The organism is Paenibacillus phyllosphaerae (genome assembly GCF_014192105.1).
Taxonomy (GTDB): domain Bacteria; phylum Bacillota; class Bacilli; order Paenibacillales; family Paenibacillaceae; genus Paenibacillus_Z; species Paenibacillus_Z phyllosphaerae.
Genome location: NZ_JACHXK010000001.1, coordinates 783,259 through 809,512 on the forward strand (window position 1 = coordinate 783,259; position 26,254 = coordinate 809,512).

Below are 26,254 nucleotides of genomic sequence, written 5' to 3' on the forward strand. Positions count from 1 at the left end.
TCTACTACCTAGATCTGTTTCTTATCTTTGTTTCCGTCCTGCAGCTTCTCTCACACTTCGCCTACATTATTCCGTAGCTAATTCAACCGCCAATTGGGATGCCAGATCGTTCGAGTAGCCGCCCAGCGTGAAGACGACCCGCTTCAGCTGCCCTTGATAAGCGGTCGCGGCGCCTGCTGTCTCGCTAAGCGGCGTCGACCCGTTCTCGCCCACGTGGAAGTGGTCGCTCGAGAAGCCGAGCTGCGCGACATGGCCGATCGGTCCTTCCCCGACCCGCGCTCCGTTCACATACAACGTGCCGACTCCCTCCGCTTCGCTCGTCTTCGCGAAACGGAACGCCAGCGACAGTTCACCCGCCGGCAGCTCCTGCTCGGAGACGACCGTATATTGAACGCCCCATGAATGATTGTAATGGAAGATCAGCTTATTGGCCTCGATGAACAGACCGTAGCCTCCGAAGCGACCGCCTTGCACGACGAGGACGCCTTCCTCTTCCACCGAATGGCGGAACACCTCCGCGCGAATCTCGAACGGCTTATTGCGCACGTCCGGCGACTTGGCGAACGGCAGCGGGAACGAGGACGGGTAGAAGACGCGCTCGGTCACTTGCGGTGCCGCCGCTCCGGCGCTTGCCCGCTTAGCTGCCTCGATGCTTCGTACCTTCGCCAAGATCGAACGGCCATCCAGCGGCAAGACGCCATTGCGGCCGGCTTCCGCCCACCACAGATCGACCAGCTCGCGAAGTTTCTCCGGATGCGTCGCCGCCAGATCGTTCGATTCCGTGAAATCCTCATCCACGTTGTACAGTTCCCAGACATCGTCGTTAAAGGAGGTATCCGGTTTGTGGGCGGCTACCGCTTTCCATCCCTTGTGCCAAATGCCGCGGTTGCCGACCATCTCGAAGTATTGCGCCGGCTTGCGCGTCGGCTCATCCCCGCTCGCGAACGTATACGCCAGGCTCGTACCGTGAATCGGCTGCTGCGTGACGCCTTTGTACACCTCCGGCGCCTCGATGCCGATCAGCTCAAGCACGGTCGGAACAATATCCGTTACGTAAGAGAATTGCGTTCTAACGGCTCCGCCGTCTTGGATTCCCTTCGGATAGTGGATGATGAGCGGGTCCTTGACGCCGCCGGCATGCACGAACGATTTGTACCATTTGAGCGGCGTATTGCCCGCTTGCGCCCATCCGGCCGGGTAGTGGTTGTTCGCGAAGTCCGAGCCGATCTCGTCGATCCGCGCCAGCTTCTGCTCGAACGTCTCCTTTATGCCGAAGCCTTCCGCCCACGTATGGACGGTGCCTTCCTGTCCGCCCATCGCGCACGCGCCGTTATCCGACAAGAGCACGACCACGGTATTGTGCAATTGACCAATCTCCTCGATGTAATCCACGAGCCGTCCGATATGCTCATCCGTATGCTCAAGGAAGCCGGCGAACGCTTCTTGCTGGCGCGCGAACAGACGCTTCTCGTCCTCGCTCAGCGAGTCCCATTCTTTCACGTTCGGATTGCGCGGCGGCAATACGGCGTCCTGCGGGATAATGCCGATCGCCTTCTGACGCTCGAACCATTCCTGGCGTGTGACGTCCCAGCCTTTGTCATACTTGCCCTTATACCGGTCGATATAAGCTTTCGGCGCATGATGCGGCGCATGGGTCGCGCCGTAGGCCACATAAGCGAAGAACGGCTTATCCGGCGCCGCGGATTTCTGGTCGCGAATGTATTCGATCGCCTTATCCGTCAGATCCTCGGTCAGATGGTAACCTTCCGCGACCGATTTCGGCTGCTTCACCGGACGGTTATCTTCGACCAGATCCGGATTCCATTGGTTGGTCGCTCCCTCCAGGAAACCGTAGTAGCGCTCGAAGCCTCGGCCCAGCGGCCAATTGTCGAACGGACCTGCCGCCGTATGTTCGACTGCCGGAACGAGATGCCATTTGCCGACCGCGAACGTGTTATAGCCGTTCTCGACGAGAATTTCGGAGAGCAGCGCGTTGTCCTTGCTGATCTTGCCGCGCGTGTTCGGGAAGCCGTTATCGAAGCCCGATACGAAGGATACGCCGGTCGCGTGCGGATTGCGTCCGGTCAAGAGCGCCGCCCGCGTCGGCGAGCAAATCGCCGTCGTATGGAAGTTGTTGTAACGTAAGCCCCCTTGCGCCAGCTTATCGATATTCGGCGTCGCGATATCGGATCCGTAGCTGCCCAGATGGGAGAAACCGAGATCATCGAGCAGAATGACGACGACGTTAGGCGAGCCTTCCGGCGACCCGGCCGGCTGCGGCCAATTCGGCGTGGAATCCTGTACGGTCGCGCCGATAATACCTTCGAACTTGTTAACCTTCCAATTAGACATGGAATAAGCCTCCTTTTTCGCTTACGGGTAGATTAGATTCGTTATGGATTCGTTAAGCCGGCTTACGCGCGGAAGAGCTGGTGAACACGATGCCGTACCGATACAGCAGCTTGCGGCCGATGAAGCCGAGCAGGCGATCCGTCGCGAAGCCCATCAGGCCAAGCGCGATCAGGCCGACGAAGATCCAGTCGGTCTTGAAGTAGAGCCGCGCGTTCCAGATCAGGAAGCCGACGCCTTCGTTGGCTGCGACCATCTCGGCCCCGAGAATGGCCATATACGAGGTACTCATCGCCAGACGCACGCCGGTGAACATGTACGGAATCGTCGCCGGAATAATGACATGGAGCAGAATTTGCCACTCCGAAGCGCCCATGCTGCGCGCCGAACGGATTTTGTCTTCCTCGACTGCGAGCACCCCGGTCATCGTATTGATGATAACGGTGAAGATCGTGCCGTACATGATGAGAATGATCTTGGACTGCTCCCCGATGCCGAACCAGAGCATGAACAACGTAATGAAGGCCAGCGCCGGGATAAAACGGACGAAGTTCAGGATCGGCTCCGTAATGGCGCGGATGATGCGGATGCGGCCCATCGCAAGCCCGACCGGAATTGCGATTAAGCTGCCGAGCAGCCAGCCCGTGAAGACGCGGTAGAAGCTATAGATGATGTAGGTCAGCAGCGAGCCGTCCTGGGCCAGCTCGATCGCTCCTTGCAGCGTCCTGTAAGGACCCGGGAGGAAATCGGGGTTCGATGGCATGGAAGCCAGCTGCCAGATAAGCAATGCGCCCAGCCATGGCAGAACGCCGTATTGCAGAATTCGTTTCAATCGATTCATCGCAAGCACTCCTACTCGTCAAAATGGGATTCGATCGTGCTCAGCAAGTCCAGCACGTTCGGGTCGGACAAATCCCGCGGATAGGCTAGCGGAATATCGTACAGATCGGTAATGCGCGACGACGGGCCGACCGACATGATGCCGATCCGCTGGCCTAGCAGAATCGCTTCCTGAATATCGTGGGTGACGAAGATGACCGTCTTCTTCGTCTCCTGCCAGATGCGGATCAGCTCCTTCTGCATCGTCCGACGCGTCATCGCGTCGAGCGCGCCGAACGGCTCATCCATCAGCAGGATCGCCGGATCGTTCGCGAGCACCCGGGCCAGCTGCACCCGCTGCTTCATGCCGCCGGACAGCTCCTTCGGGAATTTGTTCTCGTGGCCGGCCAAGCCGACGAGCGCGATATAGCGGTCGGAGACTTCCTTGCGGCGCGCCTTCGGCACCTTTTTCATCCGCAGCCCGAATTCCACGTTCTCGCGTACGGTCAGCCACGGGAACAACGAAGCGTCCGCCTGTTGGAACACCATGGCCCGCTCGCTCCCCGGCCGCTCGATCTCGTTATCCCCGAGCGCGATTCGCCCTTCCGTCTTGCCGATGAAGCCGGCGATCATATTGAGCAGCGTCGACTTCCCGCAGCCGCTGGGGCCGAGGAGAATGAAGAACTCCCCGCCCTTGATCGTCAGATCGATATCCTTGATGATGTAATGCGGCTCGCGGCTGCCGGTGCCGGCTTGGAACGATTTGCGCAAATTCTCGATTCGGATGGCAGCAGGCGTCTGGCCCGCGGGTTGGCTCGTCATGGCGATATCCCCTCTCGATCCTTATTTGTAAGTGACCAGATCCGGGAACGCCTCACGGAGCGGATCCAGCGCAAGCTTGCTCTTCAAGTCGTAATCGACCTTCAGAATGCCCTTGTCTTTAATGAAGCTCTTCATTTCTTCGAGATGTTCGTAATCCTCTTGGCTAAATCCGATCGTGTACGTCAGCTGCTCGAGGTCCTTCAGCACGCCTTCCTTCGGCAGTTTCACTTCGTCGAACGCGAGCTGCGCCGTCTCTTCCTTATGATCGGCGATATAATCGACCGCTTCCTTGACGGCTTTCAGAATGTTCGCGACCGCCTCCGGATGCTCCTCGATAAACTTCGACTGGACGACGAAGTAGGAGGAAATGCTGGCATTGGCGTCGGACAAGTCGCCGATCTGATGCGCGCCCTTGATGCCGAGGAATTTCTCGATAAAGATGCTTGCGGCGATAACCGCGTCGATCTGACCTTTCTGCATGCCGATCAATCCTTCATCCGGCGTGCTGTACGGCACGAATTTCACTTTGCTCTCGTCGACGCCGACGTTCTCGAGATACTTCGACCAGATGTACTCATACACGGTGCCCTTCACGACGCCGAGGCGTTTGCCTTCCAGATCTTTGGCGCTTGTAATGTCATCGCCCTTGGCGATAATGACCGACGATGCCGCCGATTGCTCCGTCTCGCGGGACAACGTGCTGACGACCTTGAAGTCGCCTTTGGAGAGGGAGTTCAAGAGGGCGTAATCGGCGGCCGATCCCGTATCCGCCCGCTCGACCAGCATCGCGTTGATCGTGTCGATCCCGTAAGCGAAGTTCGATACCTCTGCCTCGATGCCATGCTTCTTGAAGAATCCTTGCGCGACTGCCGTGCGGAATTGCAAGGAACCCGTTGCCGCCGTATCCAGCGCGAAACGTACCTTCACCGGCTCGGCGCTCGCCTCTGCGCTAGCCTCCGTGCTCGCCTCTCCTCCCGCGTTCGCAGAATCGCTATTGTTGCCGCAGCCGGACAGCAGCGCCGTCAGCATGGCGACGAGCAGCAATACCGTTCCTTTATACCCGAATCGTTTTTGTCCGCGAATGAATACTTTCATTAATGACCCTCTCCCTATCCATTGTTAAGTTCCCGGTACTGCTCTACTTCCCCGATGGCTTCTTCCGTAGTAAGCTCGGTCAACTTGGCGAAGCCCCCGAAGTAATCGCCGAAATTCCCCATGATCCGGACACAATACTTGATCATGGCCTCTAGCTCCCGATCATCGAAATTCTCGAACAAGCCGTAACGTTGATGGTCGTCATGGCTCTGCAGCCATTGCATGAACCGGCGGCCCTTCTCCGTGATGTGGAGCAGCACCGTACGGCGGTCGTCTTCCGGCCGCGTCCGGTAAATATAGCCATTGCTCACCAGCCTGTTGCACAATTGCGTCGTCGCTCCCGACGAAAAGTCGATTGCCTCCGACAGCTCGCCGGCCTTCTGCGGGCCTTCCCGGATCAGACGGCTCAGCACGATAATCATCGGCGGCGAGATTTCCCCTAGAATTTGTACTTTGTCGCGCTCCACAACGAATCTGCGGATCATCTTTCGAAAGGTGTCGTCCAGTTCGGACAGCAGCGCATGCCTTTCCATCGTTTCCTCCCCCTCATTCCACGCAAAACAAAAAGGCTTCCGAGCAAGGCGAGAAGGCTTACGCGGTCGGCACTCGTGTGCTGGCGTTAAGCGGCAATCTCGCTTGGTCAGAAGCCATTGGTTGGTCCAGTAGGCTTTGCATTTGTTCTTCTTGGCATTTATCTTTTTGGAAAGATATTTCCGATGAAGATAAATTATCACAATAATTCCAATCTGTAAAGTAGGAATTTAAATTTTACAATTATCTGCCTGGATAAAAATCCCTTGCCCGGCTATCCTGTTAAAAGGACAACTTTATTGTATAATAAATACCACAAATATCCTGAAGGCTGATGAACAACATATGCAAATGGTTAACAAACGGGAGTTTTTTCGAGTAGACCTCAAAATCCCGCTGTCCGCGCTCCTGAAGATCATCGCTGTCAGCGGTAATGTGACCGACACCAAATACTCCAAGATCGCCATTAAAGATATAAGCGCAGGCGGCATCCGCATGCATTCGAGGCTGAACCTGCCGGTTCACGTCAATCTCTTGCTGGAGTTCTCCTTCCAGCTGTTCAACGAGAACGTCAAGCTGATCGGCGCGATCACGCGCAAGACCGAGATCGCGCCCGCCTTGTTCGAATACGGCATTCAGTTCTATCTGGATATTAATAAGGAGCGGCAGCTGATCAGCAACCTCAACCAGTTGACGGCCAGGCTGCGCAATATGGATGTGTTATCGAGCTGCAGCTTCTGTTCGGATGAAGAGCTCGATGAGTTTTATGACGAATCCACGAAGAACAAGCTCATTCACGGCGAATCGGAGTCGCCGGAATAGGCTTGTTTTTCTTTTGGGCAAGATGCGGTTCGTTTGGAAAACAGATCCGTTTCGGTATAATGGTAGCAATTGTACCTACAACACAAGGAGTTCTTAAACCGTGTCCAATCGCATATGGAACGTCACCATTCTGCTCCTGTTCCTGCTGCTGTCGCTGCTGCTGCTGCAGTTCGTCTCTTCTTCGGCCTCGATCCGGAAGCTGGCGCAGCCCTCTGCGGACGGCGCGAACATGGACGCTGACGCTACACGAAAACATATCGTCTTGATTTCCCAGGAACGGGACAATCCGTTCTGGCAATCCATTGCGGAAGGCGCGCGCACGGCAGCCGAGGCCGCCGGCATGGAGTTGGAATATACGGGGCCGCTGCGCATTAATCCCGAAGAACAGACGAAGCTGCTGCGCAAGGCCATCGCAGCCAAAGCCGATGCCATCCTGCTGCAGGGCTTGGGCAGCGTCGATCCGGCCTACCAGTCCTTGATCGATAGCGCCGTGTCGCAGCATATACCCGTCATCGCTATTGATACGGACGAGCCGGGCAGCGCTCGCCTCGCTTATGTCGGCACGGATAATTACAAGGCCGGCCAGCAGATGGGCGAGCTGATTCAGACGCATGCCGGCGGCGAAGCGTTCATCGGCGTCCTGATCGGCGATGAGCAGGCCGCCAACCAGCAGCTGCGGCTCGCCGGACTTCGGGCGGCGATTCAAGGGGCTCCGGCGCTTCGTCTTGCCGGTGTCCGCTCCTCCAATATTTCGCGGCTCGAAGCCCAACGGCAAACGGAAGAGCTGCTCGCAAGCGAACCGAAGATCCGCATTCTCGTCGGTTTCAGCGCCCTCGACGGCGCCGGCATGATGGATGCGGTCAAACGGCTCGGGCGCGAGGATATCCGGATCTTCGCGTTCGACGACCTCGCCGAGACGAAGGACGGCATTCGCAGCGGTCAGATTGAAGCATCCATCATCCAGCAGCCGCGCCAGATGGGGGTTCAAGCCGTCGATTTGCTGCTGCGCCATTGGCAGGGCGAGCAGATCGCGGCAGAGCAGTTCACCGCCACCTTCGTGCTGGATGCCTTGACGGTAGATAGCCTGGCGGAGGAGCGGTAGCCGATGAGTATCCGGACCAAGTTGCTCGTCTTCCTCCCGCTCCTCGTGCTTCTCGCGAACGCGATTACGTTCTTCCTGTTCGAGAGCAGCAAAGTCGTTCAGACCAGCTACCAGACGCTGATGGACCGGATTCTGCTCGTCCAGCAGACGACCGAAGCTTCCGAATCGCAGCTGCAGACGCTCTATAATTACTTGATCGATCCGACGGAGGCCGCCAAGACGAAGACCGTGAACGCCTCCCGCGACCTTGGCCTGCTGCGCGATGAGCTGCGAGTGCGCGGGCTTACGGCCGGCCATGCCGAGAGCACGCCGGCCTTCGTCAGCTACAGCAATCTGGTCAGCACGCTGGTCGACCATGCGAGCGCGGCGGTCGCGGCCAAGCCCGGCGAGCAGCAGCAAGCTTTTGCCCGCTATGACCAAGCCGAAGAGACCACCGGGTTTATTCGCGAGGCCGGCGCGGAACTCGTGGATCAAGAGCTGACCGCTTATGCGCCAGTCTATGCCCAGGTACAAGCGGAGAACGAACGGATGAACCGGCTGGGCATGGCGGTCTTCCTCGTGAATACGGCGCTCAGCATCGCGGTCGCGATCTGGATTTCCCGCAGCATTACGAGACCCGTCGCACGGCTCGTCGATTGGGCCGGACGGATTGCCAAAGGCAATTTCTCCACGATGCCTGCGCAGGAGAAAAGCCACGCCGATGAGCTCGGCGCCTTGTCCGATGCGTTCCGCCGAATGCTAGCCGATCTGAAGCATCTGATCGAGAAGGACAAAGAAAGTCTCGAGAAGGATCGTCTGGTCAAGGAGCTGGAGCTGGCGGCCCTGCAGAATCAGATCAATCCGCACTTCTTGTTCAACACGCTTAATGTACTATCGAAGCTGGCACTGATGGAAGGCGCCGAACAGACGAGCGATCTGATCGTCTCGATGTCCAGCATGCTCCGTTATAATCTGCAGCGGTTGGATCAACCCGTGCCGCTCTCGGATGAGCTGAAACACGTCGAATCCTATATCCGCATTCAAAAAGCCCGCTTCCGCGACCGGATCCAGTTCGAGACTTCGGCTGACCCCGACGTCCTGCATATGGAGCTGCCGGCGCTGACGATCCAGCCGCTGATCGAGAATGCCTTCGTGCACGGCATTGAAGGGATCGAGCGCGGCGGCACGATCCGGCTGAACGTTCAGCCGGCCGAAGATGGCGGCGCGGTAGTGACGATCTCGGATAACGGCCGGGGCATGCCGGCGGAGGTCCGCGAAGCGGTCATCCGGCTGGAGGAAGGACAATTGGCAGGACGACGTTCTGCCGCTGGCGGAACCGGACTCGGCATGCGCAACGTATTCAAGCGGCTCGCGCTGTTCTATGGCAGGACCGACCTGGTCACGGTATGGAGCGAGCCAGACGCCGGCACGAGCATCACCATCCATATCCCTAATAGAAAGGAGGAGTCCTAGCAGCCATGTACCGCCTATTGATCGCCGATGACGAAGACCTCGAACGCGAAGGATTGGAATGGATCGTCAGCAAAATGATGCCCGGGCAATTCGAGGTGATCCATGCCGCCAACGGGCGGATCGCCATTGAGCGGGCCGAAGAGCTGCGTCCGCATATCGTTTTCATGGACGTGAACATGCCGGGCATTCAGGGACTTGCGGCGCTGCGCGAGATTAAGGCGCGGCTGCCGGGAGCGAAGCTGGTCCTTGTGACCGCCTACGATTATTTCGCCTATGCGAAGGAAGCGCTCACGCTCGGGGTGAAGGAATATATCGTCAAGCCGGCAAGCCGCGAGCAAGTCGTAACCGTGCTGTCGCAGCTCGTACAGGAGCTAGAGCAGGAGAAGCAGCGGCGCACCGAGGAGCTTGCGCTGCGCCATCAGATTGCGGAGCTGCTGCCGCTGGCGGAGAACGAGCTGGCGCTCATGCTGATGGCCGACCATGTGCAGCAAGTCGGGAGCGCGCAGCTGTCGGAATGGATTCATTTTCCGCTGGAGCAGGCTTGCGCGGTTGTAGTGGCGTTCCCGGAACGGTTGAACGTGGCGGAGAGCAAGAAGCTGTACGACAGTATTCGCTCGCTGGTGAAGTCGACCGCGGGTTCCTGCATCATCAGCTCGTTGATAGAGCGCCATATGACGATTTTTGTCCGGGGCTTGGTCCCTAGTGCGGATCTATCTTCCGTGGATCGGCAGCGGGTCATTCGCTTTGCCGAATCGCTTGCCGAGCAAGCGGTCCGCATCGCGGGGCTTGAGGTGCGCATCGGGATCGGTTCGGTGCAAAACGGCGCGGAAGGCCTCCGCCATTCGTATTATGAGGCTGTATTCGCCTCCACCTGCCAGGCCGAAGGGGCGGCGGTATGCCATTTTGAAGAGTTGAAGGAAGGCGGCAGCGGGATTGCGATTCCTCCGGATGGGGAGCTGCCGGGCGGGGATGGCCCGACCGGCGCCTATGTGCTCTCCGCCTTGCAGCGCATCCGCGAGGAGCGCGAGCAGCAGACCGTCTCCGTCCTTGACCGGGCCAAGCAGTACATGCGGGAGCGCTTCACGGAGGAGCTGTCGCTCGAAGAGGTCGCCGATTACGTGCATCTGAACGCGCACTATTTCAGCAAAGTGTTCAAGCAGCAGGTCGGCGAGACGTTCATCGACTATTTGACCAGCCTGCGCATCGACCGGGCCAAGTCGCTCATCGCCGACGACCAGCTCAGCCTGAAGGAAGTCTGCTTCGCCGCCGGCTACCGCGACCCGAACTACTTCAGCCGCGTCTTCAAGAAAGTCACCGGCGTCACGCCCACCGAATACCGCAGCGCGTTAAAAGAAGCCAAGCACGGGTAACGCCCGGACTTGGCTTCTTGTGCCTGATCCGATTCGTTAACGGCTGTGTCGCGAGTCCTACGCCTTGCCCCCTCACGCCAGCATCACGCCTTCCAACATCCCCCAAATCCCCCTCTACTAGCACGTTCTTGTCCCCGAATCTCAACATAATGCTAGCCAATGGCACCTTGCGCCTATCCTCCTGAACCCCGCCTCAAAAATATGCGGGAAGACGCCGCTTTAATGCTGTTTATCCTTCATTTGCGGGCGTTTGCCCCATGCTATAATGACGAAGCTAGTTCAAATGAAGGGAGTTCAACACCTGTGGAATCCACGATTCAGACCCCCAAGGATGGGGTTAGCATGAAGTTCGTCACGCTTGTTTCCATCGTTGCCGCGCTTGGCGGTTTATTGTTTGGTTTCGATACGGCCGTCGTCTCCGGCGCCGTCGGTTTTATGGAAGAGAAATTCACGCTTAGCGAGGTACAAGTCGGTTGGGCCGTTTCCTGTCTCATCGTCGGCTGTATCGTCGGCGCTGCGATGTCCGGCGTCGCCAGTGACCGCTTCGGGCGCAAAAAAGTGCTCATCGCCGCTGCGCTGCTGTTCGTGATCGGCTCGATCGGCTCGGCCATCCCCGGCACGTTCACCGGCTACGTTATTGCGCGGATGATCGGCGGGATCGGGATCGGCTTCACCTCGACGCTCTGCCCGCTCTATAATGCGGAGATCGCCCCTGCCAAATACCGCGGCCGGTTGGTTGCGTTCAACCAATTCGCAACGGTAACCGGTATTTTCTTGACGTATTTCATCAACTCCGGCATCGCAAACTATGGTGACCATGCATGGGACATCGAGAACGGGTGGCGTTGGATGTTCGGCGTTGGCGCGGTTCCCGGCCTGCTCTTCCTTGTTCTGCTGTTCTTCGTACCGGAAAGCCCGCGCTGGCTCATTAAGCAGGGCCGCCCCGCCGAAGCTCTGCCGATTCTGGTCCGCATTCATGGCGAGGAATTGGCCAAGCAGGAAGTGCTCGACATCAAAGCATCGTTCGGTCAAGAAAGCAGCTCGCTTCGCCAACTGTTCAACCCGGGCCTTCGCCTGGCGCTGATCGTCGGCGTCGTACTGGCGGTGCTGCAGCAAGTAACCGGCATTAACGCAGTCATGTACTATGCGCCGGAAATTTTCAAAGAAACAGGCGCAGGCACGAACGCGTCGCTCTACCAGACCATTCTGGTCGGCTTCATCAACTTCATCTTCACGATCTTGTCGCTGTGGCTGATCGATAAAGTCGGCCGCAAAGCGCTGCTGCTCGTCGGATCGGCATCGATGACCGTCTGTCTGCTCGTCATCGGGATCGCCTTCCAGACGGGTCATACGTCCGGTCCGCTTGTCCTGATCTTCGTTCTGCTGTACGTCGCATCGTTCGCGGTCTCCCTTGGACCTGTCGTCTGGGTTATTCTGTCGGAAATCTTCCCGAACCGCATTCGCGGCCGGGCAACGGCAATCGCCTCGATGGCGCTCTGGGCAGCCGATTATGTCGTCTCCCAATCGTTCCCGCCGATGCTGAACTCGTTCGGCGCAGGCCCTACGTTCTATGTCTTCGGCATCATGTCGCTGATCACCTTGCTGTTCACGTGGCGCGTCGTACCCGAGACCAAAGGCAAGTCGCTCGAGCAAATCGAAGCGCTCTGGACGCAGAACAAGAACAAAGGCAGCGACAACAAGAACGCTGCATAATCCATTCATTAGCAGCCAACAATAAAGCCCGCCGCCCATTAAGGGTCCGGCGGGCTTTGTCGTACCAGTGGACTCCCTTGGCGGGTTCATTCGTCGCACCGCCGCAATCCATCCTCACCTCATACGATGCAAAAAAGGCTTTGCCGGCAAGAGCACTACGCTCCCATCGGCAAAGCCTTCTGTCCTATTGATCGTGCAGCGCGCCTTGGCGCTTGTACAGATCCTCGAGCACGATGCTCGCCATCGCCTCAACAACCGGAATGATGCGCGGACAAATGCTCGGGTCGTGGCGTCCGATCGTTACGATCGTCTGCTCTTCGCCCCGGACGTTCATCGTCTGCTGCGGCTTCGAGATCGACGATGTCGGCTTCACGACGACGCGGAACACGATCTCCGCGCCATTGCTGATGCCGCCGACGATGCCGCCCGCATTGTTGGAGAGGAATCCGCTCGCGTCCATCGGGTCATTATGCTCGCTGCCGAGCATCTCCGCCGCCGCGAATCCCGCGCCGAACTCAATGCCTTTGACCGCGCCGATGGAGAGCATTGCCTTCGCCAACTCAGCGTCCAACTTGTCGAACACCGGCTCGCCGATGCCCGGCTTCACGCCGCGGATCCGGCATTCGACGATGCCGCCGCAGCTGTCGCCGGCTGCTGCCAATTCATGGATGCGGTTGATCATCTTCTCGGCTGCGACCGGATCGCAAGCGCGCACCGGGTTCTGCTCGATGTAGCTCTCATCGTAAGTCTCGCACTTGATGCCGCCAAGCGACTTCGTGTACGCGACGATCTCGACGCCGCGGCGTTCGAGCAGCTTGCGCGCGACTGCGCCTGCCGCTACGCGGCCTGCCGTCTCCCGGCCGGACGCGCGGCCGCTGCCGCGATGGTCGCGAATGCCGTACTTCTGAAGGTACGTGTAATCCGCATGGCCTGGACGGAACGCGTTGCGAATGTCATCGTACGCTTCCGGCTTCATGTCGGTATTGTACAGCAGGATACACATTGGCGTACCCGTCGTCTTGCCGTCATAGATCCCGGATACGATATTAATCGTATCGTACTCCTTGCGCGGCGTCGTAACCGAGGATTGTCCCGGCTTCCGGCGGTCCATCTGCTTCTGAATATAGGCGTTATCGATCTCTACGCCCGGCGTAACGCCGTCGACGATGACGCCGACCGCTTCCCCGTGCGATTCTCCGAACGTCGTCAGCTTAAAAACTTCACCGTATGTGCTTCCTGCCATCTGATATGCCTCCCGAATCTTTTTGACCTCAATCGTTATGTCCATTATAATTCGGTTCAAGACATAAGAGAAATTGAAATTCATTACATTTGTCATAGAGGTGTTCTATATCACAACCATCATCAATTCGGAATGGTACCGGATCTTCCTGACGACGGCCAGACTCGGCAACTTGACCAAAGCCGCGCAAGAACTCCATATTACGCAGCCTTCCGTAAGCTATGCGATCAAGCAGCTGGAAGCCAGCCTGGACGTGAAGCTGTTCGACCGTCTCTCCAAAGGCGTCGCGCTTACCCCCGAAGGCGCAACGTTGCTCGACTATGTGGAGAAGTCGTTCACGCTGCTCGAGGCCGCAGAATCGAAGCTCCACGCGATCAAGAATCTCGCGAGCGGCGAACTGCGCATCGGCGCCAGCGGCCCGATGATCAAGCATCTCCTGCTGCCTTCCTTGGATCGCTTCCACGCCGATCACCCGAGCGTGCGCATCCGCCTCTCCCAAGGCAGCACCTCCGACATTGCCCGCCGGCTGAAGAACGGCCAGCTCGATATCGGACTGGTCCACCTGCCGCTCTCGGATCCGGAGCTCGCGGTTCGTCCCTTATGCGAGATTCAAGATTGCTTCGTCGTCGGCCGGAATTATCAAGCACGATCCGAACAGCCGCTGTCCGTCCTGGAGCTGACCCGGATTCCGCTCTTGCTGTTCACCCCCGGGAGCAGCACGCGGCAGTTCGTCGACACGTGGCTGAGCGCCCAAGGCGTGAGCGCGGAAGTCGATATTGAGCTGAGCAGCTTGGACATGCTGATCGAGCTCGCGGTGCGGGGCTACGGAGCCGCCTTCTTGACCCGCGCCTTCGTGCAGCAGGAACTGGCGGAGGGCACGCTGTTCGAGCTGCCGCTCCTCGCTCCCATTCCCCCGCGCGTGATCGGCATCGTCACCAGGCAGGATGCTTCCCTGTCGATTACAGCCGAGCGATTCCTTCAGCTATTGCAGCAGGATGACCGCGTATAACGATAATGTAGACCCGTTCGCCTTAACAACCGTTATAAACGCAGAACAACGCGCACGATTAATCGTGCGCGTTGCCGCGTGTACTCGTTTATTGCTGCTGCGCTGCAAGGTAGTCCAGGCCAGAGATGATGACCGATACCGCTTCCGCGCGGCTGGCGTTGCTCATCGGCGTGAAGTTGTTGCCGCCGCTCCCTTTCACGATGCCGGCTTTAACGGCTGCCGCAACGGAAGGGCGTGCCCATGCCGCGATTTTGTCCGTATCCGCGAACGTCAGCTGCGCATTCGCATCCAGCTGCAGATCGAGCACGCGTACGAGGATCGCAGTCATCTCGGTCCGCGTAATGAGCTGGTTCGGGCGGAACGTCTTATCGGCATAGCCGGTTACGATGCCTGCCGCTGCCGCTTCCGCGATCGCCGTCTTCGCCCAGTTCGGCAGTTGTGCCGCGTCGGCGAATTCAGGCGTTACGCCGCTTGCGGACTCCAGCGAGAACGCGCGGGCGATCATCGCCGTGAATTCAGCGCGGGTTACGTTATTTGTAGGACGGAACGTTCCATCCGTATAGCCGTTCACGATACCGAGCGTTGCTGCGCGTTCAATCGCGTTCTTCGCCCAGTGGCCGTCCAGGTCGGTGAAGGTAATCGGCTTCACTTCTTCGACTGCCGTAATTTTGATGTTCGCGGTCGCTTTGGCGGCGACGTCGGATGCTTTCAGGTCGCTCTTAACCAGTCTCACGTTGTCCAGCGTGACGAGCGCCTCGCCTGCTACCTTGCTCAAAGCCGTGAACGTAATCGTCGCCAGTTCAACCGTCCCGTTCACGCCGGCGGTGTTGCCGATCTTCGTGTGCGCGAATACCAGCTTGCCGCCCGTCGTATCTTTCGGCGGAACCGAGAAGCCGGATAATGCGCTTACAGTTTTGACGTAGCTAAGTTGCTGCGCGTCGAACGTCAGCTTAAGCTCATAACCATACACATCCGCCAGATCGGAGCCGATGACTTTCACGTTCACCTGCTGCCCTTCCGAGGATGTCTCCGGACTTACCGATAACGTGAAAGTCGGTTCGGCCGCCATCGCCGTTAGTGGAACCATGGAGAACAACATAAGGAGTGCGATTCCGATCAATACGATTTTGCTGCTTCTGCCTCTGCCTCTGAACATGTCTAGCACGACACCCTTTCGCCAGCTGATTTGATAACGCTCTGTGCGGATCCGGCCCAAGCTTGTCCATGCAAACGTCAGCGCCGCTTCAGCAATTCGGATCATGTTTTTATTATAGACGCACGTTACACATCGTATCAATAGCTAGATTTTCTAAAGTGTGTAAATTCGTGTGATTGGCTGTTTATCTACGTTTTCATCTGATAACATCCGACAATTAACGCGAATTTTCGATACAATTCGTAGTGAACAAAAAAAAGAGTCCCTCAAAGAGACTCTCTTCTTCGTCTTGGTTACGCTCTCTGCTGCTCCTCTAGCGTGCCCTTAGTCCGGAGACGCCGTGCCGAGACCGCAAGCGCGGCCAAGCAAATCCCCGCCGCCGTCCAGAACACCGTATGCAGCGCAGCGAGCATGGCCGCATCCGCCTCGGCGCTCTCCGGAACTGCGCCGTAACGCCCGAGCACCGTCGTGTATAGCGAGACGGATATCGCGATCCCCATCACCATGCCCACGTTGCGCACCAGCGCATTCAAGCCGCCGGCCGTGCCAAGCTGCTGACGCGGGACCGCGCTCATCACGCTCGCGTTGTTCGGGGATTGGAACAAACCGCCGCCCACGCCGAACAGCACCAGATGCAGCCCGATCAGCCAAGCGCTCTCATCCGCGGTAAGCGTGTTAAGCAGCGCGAAGGCGAGCGCATTCATCGCAAGTCCTGCCGTCGTCAGCAGATTCGGTCCGATCCGATCGGACAGCCAGCCCGAGAGCGGCGCGATCACCGCCATCGTCAGCGGATAGATCATCATCGTATAGCCCGTCTGCTCCGGGGTGAAACCGAGCAGATTCTGCATATAAAAGGGCATCATCACGTTCATGCAAAACAGCGAGACGAACGACAACATCGCCGTCACGTTGCCGATCGCGAACGTGCGGTTGCGGTATAGGCTGAAGTCCAGCATCGGGTGCTTCGTCCGTTTCTCCACCCGGTAGAACATCACCAGCAGCGCGATCGAGCCGAATCCGCCTGCCAGCGTTGCCGCCGACAGCCAGCCCAAATCCTGACCGTTCGAGAGGATGAACAAGAACAGCACCATGCCCGCCATGAACAGTCCAGAGCCGGTATAATCGAATGGCTCCGTTCGCGGCTTCCGCTCCCCCTTCGGCAACAAGAACAAGCCGGCTATAAAGCCGATGATGCCGATCGGCACGTTAATCCAGAAGATCGACGGCCAGCCAAGCTGTCCGACCAGCACGCCGCCGAGCGCCGGACCCGATAAGGAACCCAGCGACACCGTCGTTCCGGTAATGCCCATGGCCCGCCCGCGTTCATTCGCCGGGAAAGCCTCCGCGACGATCGCCTGGCTGTTCGTCATCAGGCATGAAGCGCCGAGCGCCTGCAGCACGCGCGAGACGATCAGCATCGGCAGCGTCACGGACAACGCGCATAGCGCGGAGCCGAACACGAACAAGAGGAAGCCGTAGTTGTAGACGCGGCTCCTGCCGAAAATATCCGAGATCTTGCCCATGATCGGCAGCGTCGCGCAGATCGTCAGCAGATAGGCGGTCAGCACCCATTGGACGACGTGGACCGGCGTATCCATCTGTTCCGAGATCGTCGGCAGCGCGACGTTGGCAATGCTGCCGTCAAGCGTCGCCATGAACGTGCCGACCGAGACATTGGCCAAGATGAGCCAACGATTGCGAACCATAGGAGAGCCCTCCTTTCCCCGCTTGAAATCCGAACTTCCTTAGGTTTTTATCATACCACGATTGGAAGCCGCACCCTAACTTGCGGATTGGGGATTGGGGATTGGGGATTGGGGATTGCAAGCTTATGCTGACGGAGGATTAATTGTCCATGCGAAAAAGCCACTCCCGGCGCATAACTGCTGCCGAAGAATGGCTGAACGGTTAATTGCGGTTGAAGATGACGAGCTTCAGCTCCGTCATATCCTCGATCGCGTATTTGATGCCTTCGCGGCCGATGCCGCTTTCTTTCACGCCGCCGTAAGGCATATGATCGACGCGGAAAGTCGGGATATCGTTGATCATCACGCCGCCGACATGCAGTTGTTCGGCCGCATCCATCGCCGTCTTCAGATCGTTCGTATAGATGCCCGCTTGCAAGCCGAAGGAGGAATCATTGACGCGTTCAATCGCTTCTTCGATCGAATTCACCTTATTGATCAGCACCACCGGCGCAAAAACTTCCTTGCACGACACTTGCGCAGGAGACGGTACATTCAGCAGTACCGTTGGCTGCAGGACGCCGTTCTCCGCCGTTCCACCGCATGCAACCGAAGCGCCGAGGCTGCGCGCTTCCTCGATCCAATCGAGCGCGCGTGCCGCTTCACGATCCGCGATGAGCGCCGAGACATCGGTATCGGCGTCCAACGGATCGCCCACTTTCAATGCCTGTACGGCGGCGACGAACTTCTCGACGAACGCCTCATACGCCTCTTCCATTACATAGATCCGCTGAAGCGAGATACATACCTGACCTTGGTTGGAAAATGCGCCTACGGCGCAGCGCGGCACGATCGTATCCAGGTCGGTGCCCCGATCGATAATGACCGCAGCATTCGAGCCAAGCTCCAGCGTCACGCGCTTGAGGCCGGCCATCGCCCGGATGCTCGTACCGACGCCCGCGCTTCCGGTGAAGGTAATCATGCCGACGCGCGGATCGGTCACGATCTTCTCCCCGAGCAGCTTGCCATCGCCGGTGATGACGTTCAATGCTCCATCCGGCAGCCCCGCTTCCTTCAGCAGGTCCGCGATAAAGTAAGCGGACAGCGGCGTCTGCGGCGCGGGCTTCAGTACAATCGTATTGCCCGATGCTATGGCCGGGCCGAGCTTGTGCGCCACCAGATTCATCGGGAAGTTAAACGGCGTAATCGCGCCAACGACGCCGATCGGCTCGCGGACCGTATAGCCGAAGCGGCCTTCGCCGCCCGGCGCTGCGTCGAGCGGGATCGTCTCGCCGTGAATGCGTTTCGCTTCCTCCGCGGCGAATTGATAGGTCTGGATCGTGCGGTCGACTTCGCCATAGGCAGCCTTCAGCGGCTTGGCTGCTTCTCGCGCGATCAGTCTGGCCGCTTCTTCTCTGCGCTCGGTCAGCAGACGGGCCAGTTTCTCCAGGATAGCCGCCCGCTTATGGGCAGGCATCTTGCGCATAAGCGGCTTGGCTGCCGCAGCGGCTTCGATGGCCAGATTGGCTTCTTCCAGCCCGCCGTCGGCGATCTCGGCAATGGTTTCTTTGGAATATGGCGCGATTAGCGGCGTGTAGCGCGTTGTTTCGACCTCGCGCCCGCCGATTAAAAGATTTTGTTTCTTCATAATAAACGCCCTTTCCTTCCCTTTGAGGGAATATTCGAGGGGACCCTCGAGCACCCATTTAGAACCCAGGGCTTACGCCCTCTAACCCCTTATTTAGCCTCGCCCCTTCCCCCTCCATCGGAAGGGAACCAGAGGGCAACCGCCCAAGCCTATGCTTCCGAAGTGAGTTTTCCATCCGGAAAACTCCGAGGACACCCGTAAGCGGCGTCGCTCGATACGCGGCCGTCTTCGTTGTGTCCTTTCGTGGATGGCCCGCTTTTGTCCTGCGAAATGATACTTGCATGGAACAAGTATCATATCGCTAGGACAAAGCTCTGACTTCGAGCTTCGTTCGCGGCTTTGGTGCCTTAGGGAGATGACTCGCTCGGTTTGAGCGTTGATGGTTCAGCGTTCTGACCCTCACTTGACGTCCCCTTTGGGGACACGCTTTACGTTTCTTTTCGAGGAGACTCATAGCGGATCTGCGCTTGGCAGCTTACTTGGCCGCCACCATCGAACGCTGCAGGAAGTGGAATACCTCTCGCTGCGACTCTTCGCGGGTGATATCCTGGTCACGGCCGATGAAGAAGCGTTCCGCCGCGTTTTCTACCACGTTTACGATCATTTTACTCGTCCACTTGACGTTCAGCTGGCCAATAATTTCGTTATTCGCAATTGCCCTTTGCATCTCGTCCTCGAACCATTGATAATAGGGCTTGTAAATCGTTTCCCATATCTCCATCGAATGGTCGATGGCGAGTCCCGAATAGACGAGTACGATCACGTCCTTGTACTCATCCGTAATGTTATAAATCTCCTCGATGAACGTCCGAAGAAATTCCATGAAGTCCGCGTGGTCCTTCGTCTTCTCCTTGATCTTCTCCATCGTGATGGAGATCAGGTTCTGCGCGATCGCCGGAATCAGCGCATTCTTGGAACGGAAGTACAAATAGAACGTTCCTTGCGCGACACCCGCCTTCTTCACGATATCCGATATGGATGTGCTATATAGGCCTTTCTCGGAGATGATCTCGATAGCTGCCTGCAAGATCGCGTTATACTTGTCGTTTACCGTAGTTGCCGACAACGATTCAACCCCCAATGACTGAATATCATTCATTTCCTTTTCTTGTGTCTTACTATAGCTCAGCCTTGTTTTGCGTGCAACCCTCTTTGGGGGTGATGGTTAGGAACTAAAGTCAACCCGGCTGGTTATTAAAGCCTTTGCCGACCACCTCATGGACATCGTTAAATATGACGAAAGCGCTCGGATCCGCTTCCATCACGATCGTCTTCAGTCGGCCGATCTCCCGATGGCTCACGACGCAGTAGACGATTTCCTTCGGCTCGCTCGTATACGCGCCTTTGCCGTTAAGGAAGGTAACCCCTCGCTTCATCTGCTCGAGCACCTTCGCGGCGATGACCTCCGGCTGGCTCGAGATAATGGTCGCCGCCTTCGCCGAATAAGAACCTTCCTGCACGAAGTCGATCAGGCGCGCGCCGACGGTAATGGCAATGAACGTGTACATCGCACGATGCAAATCGAGGTAGACCAGCGAGACGACGATAATAACGGCGTCCGTCAGGAACAACGTTTTGCCCAAACTCCAGCCGAGATATTGCTTGCACAGCATCGCGACGACATCCATGCCGTCGGTCATGCCGCCATAGCGGAACACGATGCCAAGGCCGATGCCGACGAACGCCCCCGCATACAGCGATGCGAGCAACGGATCGCCGAGCGGCTTGGTCGCAAACTCGAACATATACAGGAAGACCGACAGCGATACTGCGCCGATCATCGCATAGATGAAGGAGACGCGCCCCATCACCTTCCAGCCGAGGAGCAAGAGCGGGATGTTGATCAGGATGCTCGTCAAGCCCGGGTTCCAGCCGAGCACATAGTTCAGAATTAGGGAGACGCCCATAATGCCGCCCTCGGCCAACCCATTGGCGATGTTGAAATAATTGACGCCGAAACCCATGATTGCCGATCCTAGAATGATAGCCAATACATTCGTAACTTTGATTCTCATTTTCTCTCTCTCCTTACAGCTCGCATTGGTTGTAGTTTGCTAATGCAAGGCCACATTCACTCCATCCGCAAGCTGTCTAACGTAAATTTCGATCGGGTTGATTTTTTTTTGCGCTTAAAAGCATGTTAAACCTATCATAAACGCTTTATGAATGAATGTTATTCATTTTCCGTGATTGGCTCTTGTTGTGCGAATTGCCTGCTTACGAGCGAGTATGGTGTGCTCAATACCGAACGACTATCCCTTTCCCCCTTGCGTAAAAAAGAAATGCCCCGAGCCATAAGCATCAGGGCATTCCATTATCGACAAGCTATGCTAGCCGCACTTCTCCACCTGGACGCGGCCGGAGAAGAAGGTGGCGCCGCCGCCCATATCGGCGACGCGCGCCGGGGTGAGCGCGTTCAGCGTGTCGCCGCCTACCGAGGCGTCCGCCCACAGCCCTTGGCTGAGCACGACGCCCGGTTGCACGTCGGTGCCGACCGCTGCCGTTAGCTCGCACGAACCGCGCCCGTTCCAGACGCGGATCCGGTCGCCGGTCGCAATGCCAAGGCCTGCTGCATCGGCTTCGTTCATGTGCAGCTTCGGCGCTTTCTCGAGCTTCACATGCTTGTCATTATGCGAGAACGTCGAGTTCAGAAAGTTGTGATTCGGCGCCGGGATGTACTGGAACGGCAGATCCCCGTCTTCCACAAGCGGCGTGTACGTCGGCAACGGCGGATAACCTCTGCGTTCCATCGTTTTGGAGTACAACTCGATCTTGCCGCTAGGCGTAGGCAGCTTGCTCGACATGAGCGGCTTCACTTGGCCGCGGACGAACTGATGCTCCACCAGCGATTCGTACGTGATGCCTTCCAGCACCGGATTGCTCGAGGCATCAAGCGATTGGCGGATGAGCTCCTCATCGGAATCGAACAGCGCAGGTTCGGTGAAGCCCATCGCATGAGCGAGCAGGCGGAATACATCCGTGTTCGACTTGCTTTCTCCGTACGGTTGAATGACCGGCTGCTGGATCTGAATATAATGATGCCAGTAAGAAGCGTAGAAGTCGGTATTCTCATACGAAGAGGTCGCCGGCAGTACGATGTCCGCATATTTGGCCGTCTCGGTCATGAACAACTCGTGGACGACGGTGAACAGGTCCTCGCGCTGCAAGCCTTCGCGAACCTTATTCGCATCAGGCGCTACGACCGCCGGGTTGGAGTTGTACACGTACATCGAACGGATCGGCGGATCCAGCTCGGTGAGCGCCTGGCCGATCAAGTTCATGTTCACGCGGCGCGTCTTCACCTTCAGCAAATCCGGGCGCTGCAGCTTCGCCGCATTATGCTCCAGATAGCCGCCGTTTCCTTTGATCGCGCCGCCGCCTTGGTGCATCCACGCGCCAGTGAGCGCAGGCAAGCACGCAATCGTCCGGATGCACATGCCGCCGTTATCGTGATGCTGCGGTCCGTTGCCGATCCGGATGAACGACTGCTTCGTCTCGCCATAGAGACGCGCCAGCTTGTAGATATCCTCGACCGGCACGCCGGTGATTGAGGAGACAAGCTGCGGCGGGTAGGCTTTGACATGCTCGCGAAGCTCTTCCGCGCCGACCGTATAGTCACGAAGGAACGCTTCGTCGACCATGCCTTCGTCGAATAGAATATGCATCAGGCCAAGCGCCAGCGCCGTATCCGTGCCCGGCTGAATCGGAATGAACCAATCCGCCCAGCGGCCCGTCTGATTCTTATGCACATCGATAACGATGATCTGGGCTCCGTTCTTGCGGGCTTTCTCCGCGATCATGACTTGGTGCATATTCGTGCTTGCCGCATTAATGCCCCACATCACGATCAGCTTGGAATGAACCGTATCCTCAGGGTCGATACCGAAGCTGCCGCCCATCGTATAGCCGTAGCCTTCCGATCCCGCAGCCGAGCAAATCGTATATTGAAGGCGCGTCGCGCCAAGATGATGAAAGAATCTGCGGTCGAGCCCTTCCGTGCCAAGCATCCCCATATTCCCGTAGAAGGAATACGGCATAATCGAATCCGCGCCTTCATCGGCGATCAGCCGCTTCCACTTCGACGTGATCGTCTCGACGGCTTCCTCCCAGCTAATTCGTTCGAAGAGCCCTTCGCCCTTCCGGCCGATCCGCTTCATCGGATACTCCAGCCGTTTCGGGTCATACAGCCGCTCGGCCATATTCCGAACCTTGTTGCATATCTTGCCTTGCGTTACCGGGTGCGAAGGATCCCCTTCCACCTTAACGATTCTTCCCGCTTCTTTATGAATGAGCAGCCCGCATTGGTCCGGGCAATCGAGTGAGCAGACCGATGGGAATACCCCAGTCTGTTCATCCACAAATCGTGTCATGGGCCGTCTTTCCTTTCTGCTCGTAACTAATGAAAAATGCCGTGATGCTATCATACCACGACAGCGCAAGCGTGGGTGATCCCTCCTGTGAAACTCGCATTAATTTTCATCCCTGCGATGAAAGCTCATAATTACCCTTCGTCGATATGAAAAAGACCCCTCCCGACATCTCCAATGAAGATGTTAGGCGAGGTCCTCTCCTGGCCGCTAACGGCTCTTGACCAGCAAATCTACGGCTTGCTTAATGACCGCATCGGGCGACCGGCCCTCGGCTAGTTCTTCCTGAATGCAATGTTCCAGATTGGCGCCGATGACGGTACCGATCGTCTTGTCCACCGCCGTACGGATCGCCGACAGCTGGGTGACGATATCGCGGCAGTCCTTGCCTTCCTCCAGCATAGCCAGCACGCCGCGCACCTGGCCCTCGATTCGTTTCAGCCGATTCTTCGTTGCGTTATCGTATTCCAAGCCCGTTCACTCCTATCAGATAAACAGGTTAACCCCTGCATCCTCCGCATCCCCGAGGTAGCTGGCCACGCCTGCATAATCGATGCCGTCGATCAATTCTTCTTTCTTAATGCCCATGATGTCCATGCTCATCGTGCATGCGACGATGTGGACGCCCGAGCGGATCGCCCCCGCCATCAGCGACTCGAGCGATTCCACGTTCTTGCTCTTCATCACGTAGCGGATCATGCGCGGACCAAGGCCGCCCATATTCATCTTCGACATCGGAAGCGCCTTCGTTCCCTTCGGCATCATCATCCCGAACATCCGCTCGATCGCGCTCTTCTTCACCGCGGGCCCGTCCGGCTTGCGCAGGATATTGAGCCCCCAGAAGGTGAAGAACATCGTTACCTTCTTGCCCATGGCCGCAGCGCCGGACGCGATGATGAAGGACGCGATCGCCTTGTCCAGATCGCCGCTGAACACCACCATCGTCGTGCCTTCCTTCGCGGCGGCGTTGCCGGAAAGGGATGGCAGTTGCTGTCCTTTGCGCACGACCGCCGAAATGACGCCTCCCGCCGTATCGAGCGATTCCAGCGTATGACCGGACTTCTCGCTCCATTTGGCAATATCCGCGGCAAAACCGAAGTCCGAAGCTTTCACTTCCAACAGATCGCCGTCGCTTAACGTATTCATCGTTTCATATACCTTCATAATAGGTCCTGGACACTGAAGTCCGCAAGCATCGACCGTGATTCGCACAGGTTCGGGAGTCGTCGCTTCCTGCGCGGCTGCTTGCTCATGCGTGGCTGCATGGACGGCAGACTGTACTGCCGAATTGGCAGCAGCCGGTGGAGGCGTTGGCTTGGCAGCTGTCCCGCCGAACATCGCCGCGTAGGTTTTGTAACCGCCGTCGACGTTGCGCACCTGATAGCCGTGCTGAGACAGTAATCTTGCTGCTACATATCCCCGTTGTCCCACTTGGCATGAAACCACGATCGGCGCGTCCTTCGGAATATCGTGCAGACGGCTGCGCAGGTCGTTCAGCGGAATATTCGTCGAGCCCGGGATAAAGCCCATCTCACGTTCGATCGGATCTCGGACGTCGATGAGGAGGCCTCCCCCGTTCACATAGGCATCCACTTCGTGCCATTGCATCGTCGTAACCAATCCATCCAACACGTTCGAGGCGACATAGCCGAGCATGTTGACCGGATCCTTCGCCGACGAATACGGCGGTGCGTAGGCAAGCTCCAGATCAGCCAAATCATGGACCGTTAGTCCGCCGCGCATGGCTGTTGCGATGACGTCAATTCGTTTGTCCGCGCCATCGGCTCCGACCGCCTGCGCCCCCAGAATACGACCGGTCTCCGGTTCGAAGAGCAGCTTCATCGCGATCGGCGAAGCGCCCGGATAATAGCCGGCATGCGAGCTTGGGTGCGTATGAACCGCTTCGTACCGGACGCCGAGCTTGCGCAGCATTTTTTCGTTCGCGCCGGTCACAGCAGCCGTCAGATCGAATAGTTTCACAATCGCAGTCCCGTATGCTCCGGTGTAGGAGGATTTCAATCCGCTGATGTGGTCTGCCGCCAGACGGCCTTGCCGGTTCGCTTCCCAAGCAAGCGGAACGACAGTCTCCATGCCAAGCACCTTATGCATCACCTCGATCGCATCGCCGACCGCGTAGATGGAAGGATCGCTTGTCCGCAGATGCTCGTTCACGCGTATCGAGCCGCGTACGCCTTGCTCAAGTCCCGCCATCGCTGCCAGCTGGCTCTCGGGCTGCACGCCGATCGCCAGAACGATCATATCGGTCGCAAACTCACGCCCTGAAGCAAGCTTAACTAAGCTGCCGTTGTTGCGGATAGCTTCTACCGTCTCGCCTAATTCAAGCTCGATCCCTTTTAGCTCCATATGCCGTTCAACCGGACGCGTCATCTCTGGATCCAGCGCGCCGAGCACTTGCTCGTTACGGTCGATCAACGTGACAGCCACGCCAAGGTGCCGCAGATTCTCCGCCATCTCGACTCCAATGAAGCCGCCGCCCATAATCGTCGCATGCTTCGGATTGCGTTCCTGGACGAATGCCTTCATCCGGTCGGTATCGGCCATGTTGCGCAGCGTGAACAGGTTGTTCGCCTCCGCAATGCCCGGAAGATCCGGCACGATCGGTTTCGCCCCAGGCGACAGAATGAGCACGTCATAGCTATATTCCACGACTTCACGCGTATCGAGCTGCTCAGTGCGGACGACCTTACGTTCCCGATCGATCGCCGTTACCTCCGTACGGATATGGACGTCGATGCCGAACCGGTTCTTCATCGCCTGCGGTGTCTGCAGCAGCAGCCGCTCCCGCGACGTAATCGTATCCCCGATATAATAAGGCAGCCCGCAGTTGGCAAAAGAAATATGCCCGCCGCGCTCGAACATTCGAATTTCATCCTGCTCGTTCAGCCTTCGAAGTCTGGCAGCGGCGGAAGCCCCTCCTGCGACGCCTCCGACAATCACGATTTTCCTTGTCATCTATGATCCCTGCTTTCTGGTTTGTTTGTTGGTTGGTTTCGTATACCCCATGGGGTATACTATATACCCATGGGGGTATGTTGTCAAACCAAAAAGGC

20 protein-coding genes are annotated in these 26,254 nt (G+C 57.6%); 6 read left to right on the forward strand and 14 right to left on the reverse strand.

Annotation, left to right across the window (positions count from 1 at the left end; genetic code table 11):
* Positions 1 to 66: 66 nt before the first annotated feature.
* Genes FHS18_RS03225 through FHS18_RS03245 form a run of 5 tightly spaced genes read right to left on the reverse strand, consistent with a single transcriptional unit; the run spans position 67 to position 5,618 of the window.
* Positions 67 to 2,352: an arylsulfatase gene (locus FHS18_RS03225; RefSeq protein WP_183596895.1), complete on the reverse strand. Its 2,286-nt coding sequence runs from the start codon at positions 2,350 to 2,352 to the stop codon at positions 67 to 69.
* A gap of 52 nt (positions 2,353 to 2,404) precedes the next feature.
* Positions 2,405 to 3,190 carry an ABC transporter permease gene (locus FHS18_RS03230; RefSeq protein ID WP_183596897.1) on the reverse strand — a complete coding sequence of 262 codons (786 nt, stop codon included), beginning with the start codon at positions 3,188 to 3,190 and terminating at the stop codon, positions 2,405 to 2,407.
* An 11-nt stretch (positions 3,191 to 3,201) separates the two neighbouring features.
* Positions 3,202 to 3,990 (reverse strand): ABC transporter ATP-binding protein, encoded by a 789-nt coding sequence (locus FHS18_RS03235; protein WP_183596899.1) that lies wholly within the window; start codon positions 3,988 to 3,990, stop codon positions 3,202 to 3,204.
* 21 nt (positions 3,991 to 4,011) lie between these two features.
* Positions 4,012 to 5,085 (reverse strand): ABC transporter substrate-binding protein, encoded by a 1,074-nt coding sequence (locus FHS18_RS03240; RefSeq protein ID WP_183596901.1) that lies wholly within the window; start codon positions 5,083 to 5,085, stop codon positions 4,012 to 4,014.
* 14 nt (positions 5,086 to 5,099) lie between these two features.
* Positions 5,100 to 5,618: a MarR family winged helix-turn-helix transcriptional regulator gene (locus tag FHS18_RS03245; RefSeq protein WP_183596903.1), complete on the reverse strand. Its 519-nt coding sequence runs from the start codon at positions 5,616 to 5,618 to the stop codon at positions 5,100 to 5,102.
* Positions 5,619 to 5,961: 343 nt separating this feature from the next.
* Between FHS18_RS03245 and FHS18_RS03250 the strand changes: the two genes are divergently transcribed.
* The 5 genes from FHS18_RS03250 to FHS18_RS03270 all read left to right on the forward strand — a co-directional run bounded on the left by FHS18_RS03250 (position 5,962) and on the right by FHS18_RS03270 (position 12,075).
* Positions 5,962 to 6,438, forward strand: a complete 477-nt coding sequence (locus FHS18_RS03250; protein WP_183596905.1) for a PilZ domain-containing protein — start codon at positions 5,962 to 5,964, stop codon at positions 6,436 to 6,438.
* Between the two features lie 100 nt (positions 6,439 to 6,538).
* The gene (locus tag FHS18_RS03255; protein WP_183596907.1) at positions 6,539 to 7,540 is read left to right on the forward strand and encodes a substrate-binding domain-containing protein; all 1,002 of its coding nucleotides are present in this window, start codon (positions 6,539 to 6,541) and stop codon (positions 7,538 to 7,540) included.
* Between the two features lie 3 nt (positions 7,541 to 7,543).
* A complete protein-coding gene (locus tag FHS18_RS03260) occupies positions 7,544 to 8,992 on the forward strand; it encodes a sensor histidine kinase (protein WP_183596909.1) in 1,449 nt (482 codons plus the stop codon).
* A gap of 5 nt (positions 8,993 to 8,997) precedes the next feature.
* On the forward strand, positions 8,998 to 10,362 hold the full coding sequence (locus FHS18_RS03265) for an AraC family transcriptional regulator (RefSeq protein ID WP_183596911.1): 1,365 nt from the start codon (positions 8,998 to 9,000) through the stop codon (positions 10,360 to 10,362).
* A gap of 222 nt (positions 10,363 to 10,584) precedes the next feature.
* Positions 10,585 to 12,075, forward strand: a complete 1,491-nt coding sequence (locus tag FHS18_RS03270) for a sugar porter family MFS transporter (protein ID WP_183596913.1) — start codon at positions 10,585 to 10,587, stop codon at positions 12,073 to 12,075.
* A 184-nt stretch (positions 12,076 to 12,259) separates the two neighbouring features.
* Here FHS18_RS03270 and aroC read toward each other — a convergent pair whose 3' ends face one another.
* A complete protein-coding gene (gene aroC, locus FHS18_RS03275) occupies positions 12,260 to 13,318 on the reverse strand; it encodes a chorismate synthase (protein ID WP_183596915.1) in 1,059 nt (352 codons plus the stop codon).
* Positions 13,319 to 13,391: 73 nt separating this feature from the next.
* Between aroC and FHS18_RS03280 the strand changes: the two genes are divergently transcribed.
* Positions 13,392 to 14,327, forward strand: coding sequence for a LysR family transcriptional regulator (locus FHS18_RS03280; protein ID WP_221401174.1), 936 nt, complete (start codon positions 13,392 to 13,394; stop codon positions 14,325 to 14,327).
* A gap of 88 nt (positions 14,328 to 14,415) precedes the next feature.
* On the opposite strand, the gene FHS18_RS03285 is transcribed toward FHS18_RS03280, so the two are convergent.
* The 8 genes from FHS18_RS03285 to FHS18_RS03320 all read right to left on the reverse strand — a co-directional run bounded on the left by FHS18_RS03285 (position 14,416) and on the right by FHS18_RS03320 (position 26,156).
* On the reverse strand, positions 14,416 to 15,483 hold the full coding sequence (locus FHS18_RS03285; RefSeq protein ID WP_183596917.1) for an S-layer homology domain-containing protein: 1,068 nt from the start codon (positions 15,481 to 15,483) through the stop codon (positions 14,416 to 14,418).
* A 293-nt stretch (positions 15,484 to 15,776) separates the two neighbouring features.
* Positions 15,777 to 17,189: an MFS transporter gene (locus tag FHS18_RS03290; protein ID WP_183596919.1), complete on the reverse strand. Its 1,413-nt coding sequence runs from the start codon at positions 17,187 to 17,189 to the stop codon at positions 15,777 to 15,779.
* Positions 17,190 to 17,391: 202 nt separating this feature from the next.
* On the reverse strand, positions 17,392 to 18,816 hold the full coding sequence (locus FHS18_RS03295; RefSeq protein ID WP_183596921.1) for an aldehyde dehydrogenase family protein: 1,425 nt from the start codon (positions 18,814 to 18,816) through the stop codon (positions 17,392 to 17,394).
* A gap of 475 nt (positions 18,817 to 19,291) precedes the next feature.
* A complete protein-coding gene (locus FHS18_RS03300; protein WP_246427408.1) occupies positions 19,292 to 19,882 on the reverse strand; it encodes a TetR/AcrR family transcriptional regulator in 591 nt (196 codons plus the stop codon).
* Between the two features lie 112 nt (positions 19,883 to 19,994).
* The gene (locus FHS18_RS03305; protein WP_183596925.1) at positions 19,995 to 20,831 is read right to left on the reverse strand and encodes a YitT family protein; all 837 of its coding nucleotides are present in this window, start codon (positions 20,829 to 20,831) and stop codon (positions 19,995 to 19,997) included.
* A 315-nt stretch (positions 20,832 to 21,146) separates the two neighbouring features.
* Positions 21,147 to 23,186 (reverse strand): molybdopterin oxidoreductase family protein, encoded by a 2,040-nt coding sequence (locus tag FHS18_RS03310; protein WP_183596927.1) that lies wholly within the window; start codon positions 23,184 to 23,186, stop codon positions 21,147 to 21,149.
* A 207-nt stretch (positions 23,187 to 23,393) separates the two neighbouring features.
* Positions 23,394 to 23,654, reverse strand: a complete 261-nt coding sequence (locus FHS18_RS03315) for a metal-sensitive transcriptional regulator (RefSeq protein ID WP_183596929.1) — start codon at positions 23,652 to 23,654, stop codon at positions 23,394 to 23,396.
* Positions 23,655 to 23,669: 15 nt separating this feature from the next.
* On the reverse strand, positions 23,670 to 26,156 hold the full coding sequence (locus FHS18_RS03320) for a CoA-disulfide reductase (RefSeq protein WP_183596931.1): 2,487 nt from the start codon (positions 26,154 to 26,156) through the stop codon (positions 23,670 to 23,672).
* Positions 26,157 to 26,254 lie beyond the last annotated feature (98 nt).

Excerpts from the sequence above, each read along its gene's own strand:
- FHS18_RS03235 (WP_183596899.1), bottom strand. The coding sequence starts at position 3,990 with ATGACGAGCCAACCCGCGGGCCAGACGCCTGCTGCCATCCGAATCGAG.
- FHS18_RS03225 (WP_183596895.1), bottom strand. The coding sequence starts at position 2,352 with ATGTCTAATTGGAAGGTTAACAAGTTCGAAGGTATTATCGGCGCGACC.
- FHS18_RS03295 (WP_183596921.1), bottom strand. The coding sequence starts at position 18,816 with ATGAAGAAACAAAATCTTTTAATCGGCGGGCGCGAGGTCGAAACAACG.
- aroC (WP_183596915.1), bottom strand. The coding sequence starts at position 13,318 with ATGGCAGGAAGCACATACGGTGAAGTTTTTAAGCTGACGACGTTCGGA.
- FHS18_RS03310 (WP_183596927.1), bottom strand. The coding sequence starts at position 23,186 with ATGACACGATTTGTGGATGAACAGACTGGGGTATTCCCATCGGTCTGC.
- FHS18_RS03270 (WP_183596913.1), top strand. The coding sequence starts at position 10,585 with ATGCTGTTTATCCTTCATTTGCGGGCGTTTGCCCCATGCTATAATGAC.
- FHS18_RS03305 (WP_183596925.1), bottom strand. The coding sequence starts at position 20,831 with ATGAGAATCAAAGTTACGAATGTATTGGCTATCATTCTAGGATCGGCA.
- FHS18_RS03245 (WP_183596903.1), bottom strand. The coding sequence starts at position 5,618 with ATGGAAAGGCATGCGCTGCTGTCCGAACTGGACGACACCTTTCGAAAG.
- FHS18_RS03230 (WP_183596897.1), bottom strand. The coding sequence starts at position 3,190 with ATGAATCGATTGAAACGAATTCTGCAATACGGCGTTCTGCCATGGCTG.
- FHS18_RS03260 (WP_183596909.1), top strand. The coding sequence starts at position 7,544 with ATGAGTATCCGGACCAAGTTGCTCGTCTTCCTCCCGCTCCTCGTGCTT.
- FHS18_RS03290 (WP_183596919.1), bottom strand. The coding sequence starts at position 17,189 with ATGGTTCGCAATCGTTGGCTCATCTTGGCCAATGTCTCGGTCGGCACG.
- FHS18_RS03265 (WP_183596911.1), top strand. The coding sequence starts at position 8,998 with ATGTACCGCCTATTGATCGCCGATGACGAAGACCTCGAACGCGAAGGA.
- FHS18_RS03240 (WP_183596901.1), bottom strand. The coding sequence starts at position 5,085 with ATGAAAGTATTCATTCGCGGACAAAAACGATTCGGGTATAAAGGAACG.
- FHS18_RS03320 (WP_183596931.1), bottom strand. The coding sequence starts at position 26,156 with ATGACAAGGAAAATCGTGATTGTCGGAGGCGTCGCAGGAGGGGCTTCC.
- FHS18_RS03250 (WP_183596905.1), top strand. The coding sequence starts at position 5,962 with ATGCAAATGGTTAACAAACGGGAGTTTTTTCGAGTAGACCTCAAAATC.
- FHS18_RS03285 (WP_183596917.1), bottom strand. The coding sequence starts at position 15,483 with ATGTTCAGAGGCAGAGGCAGAAGCAGCAAAATCGTATTGATCGGAATC.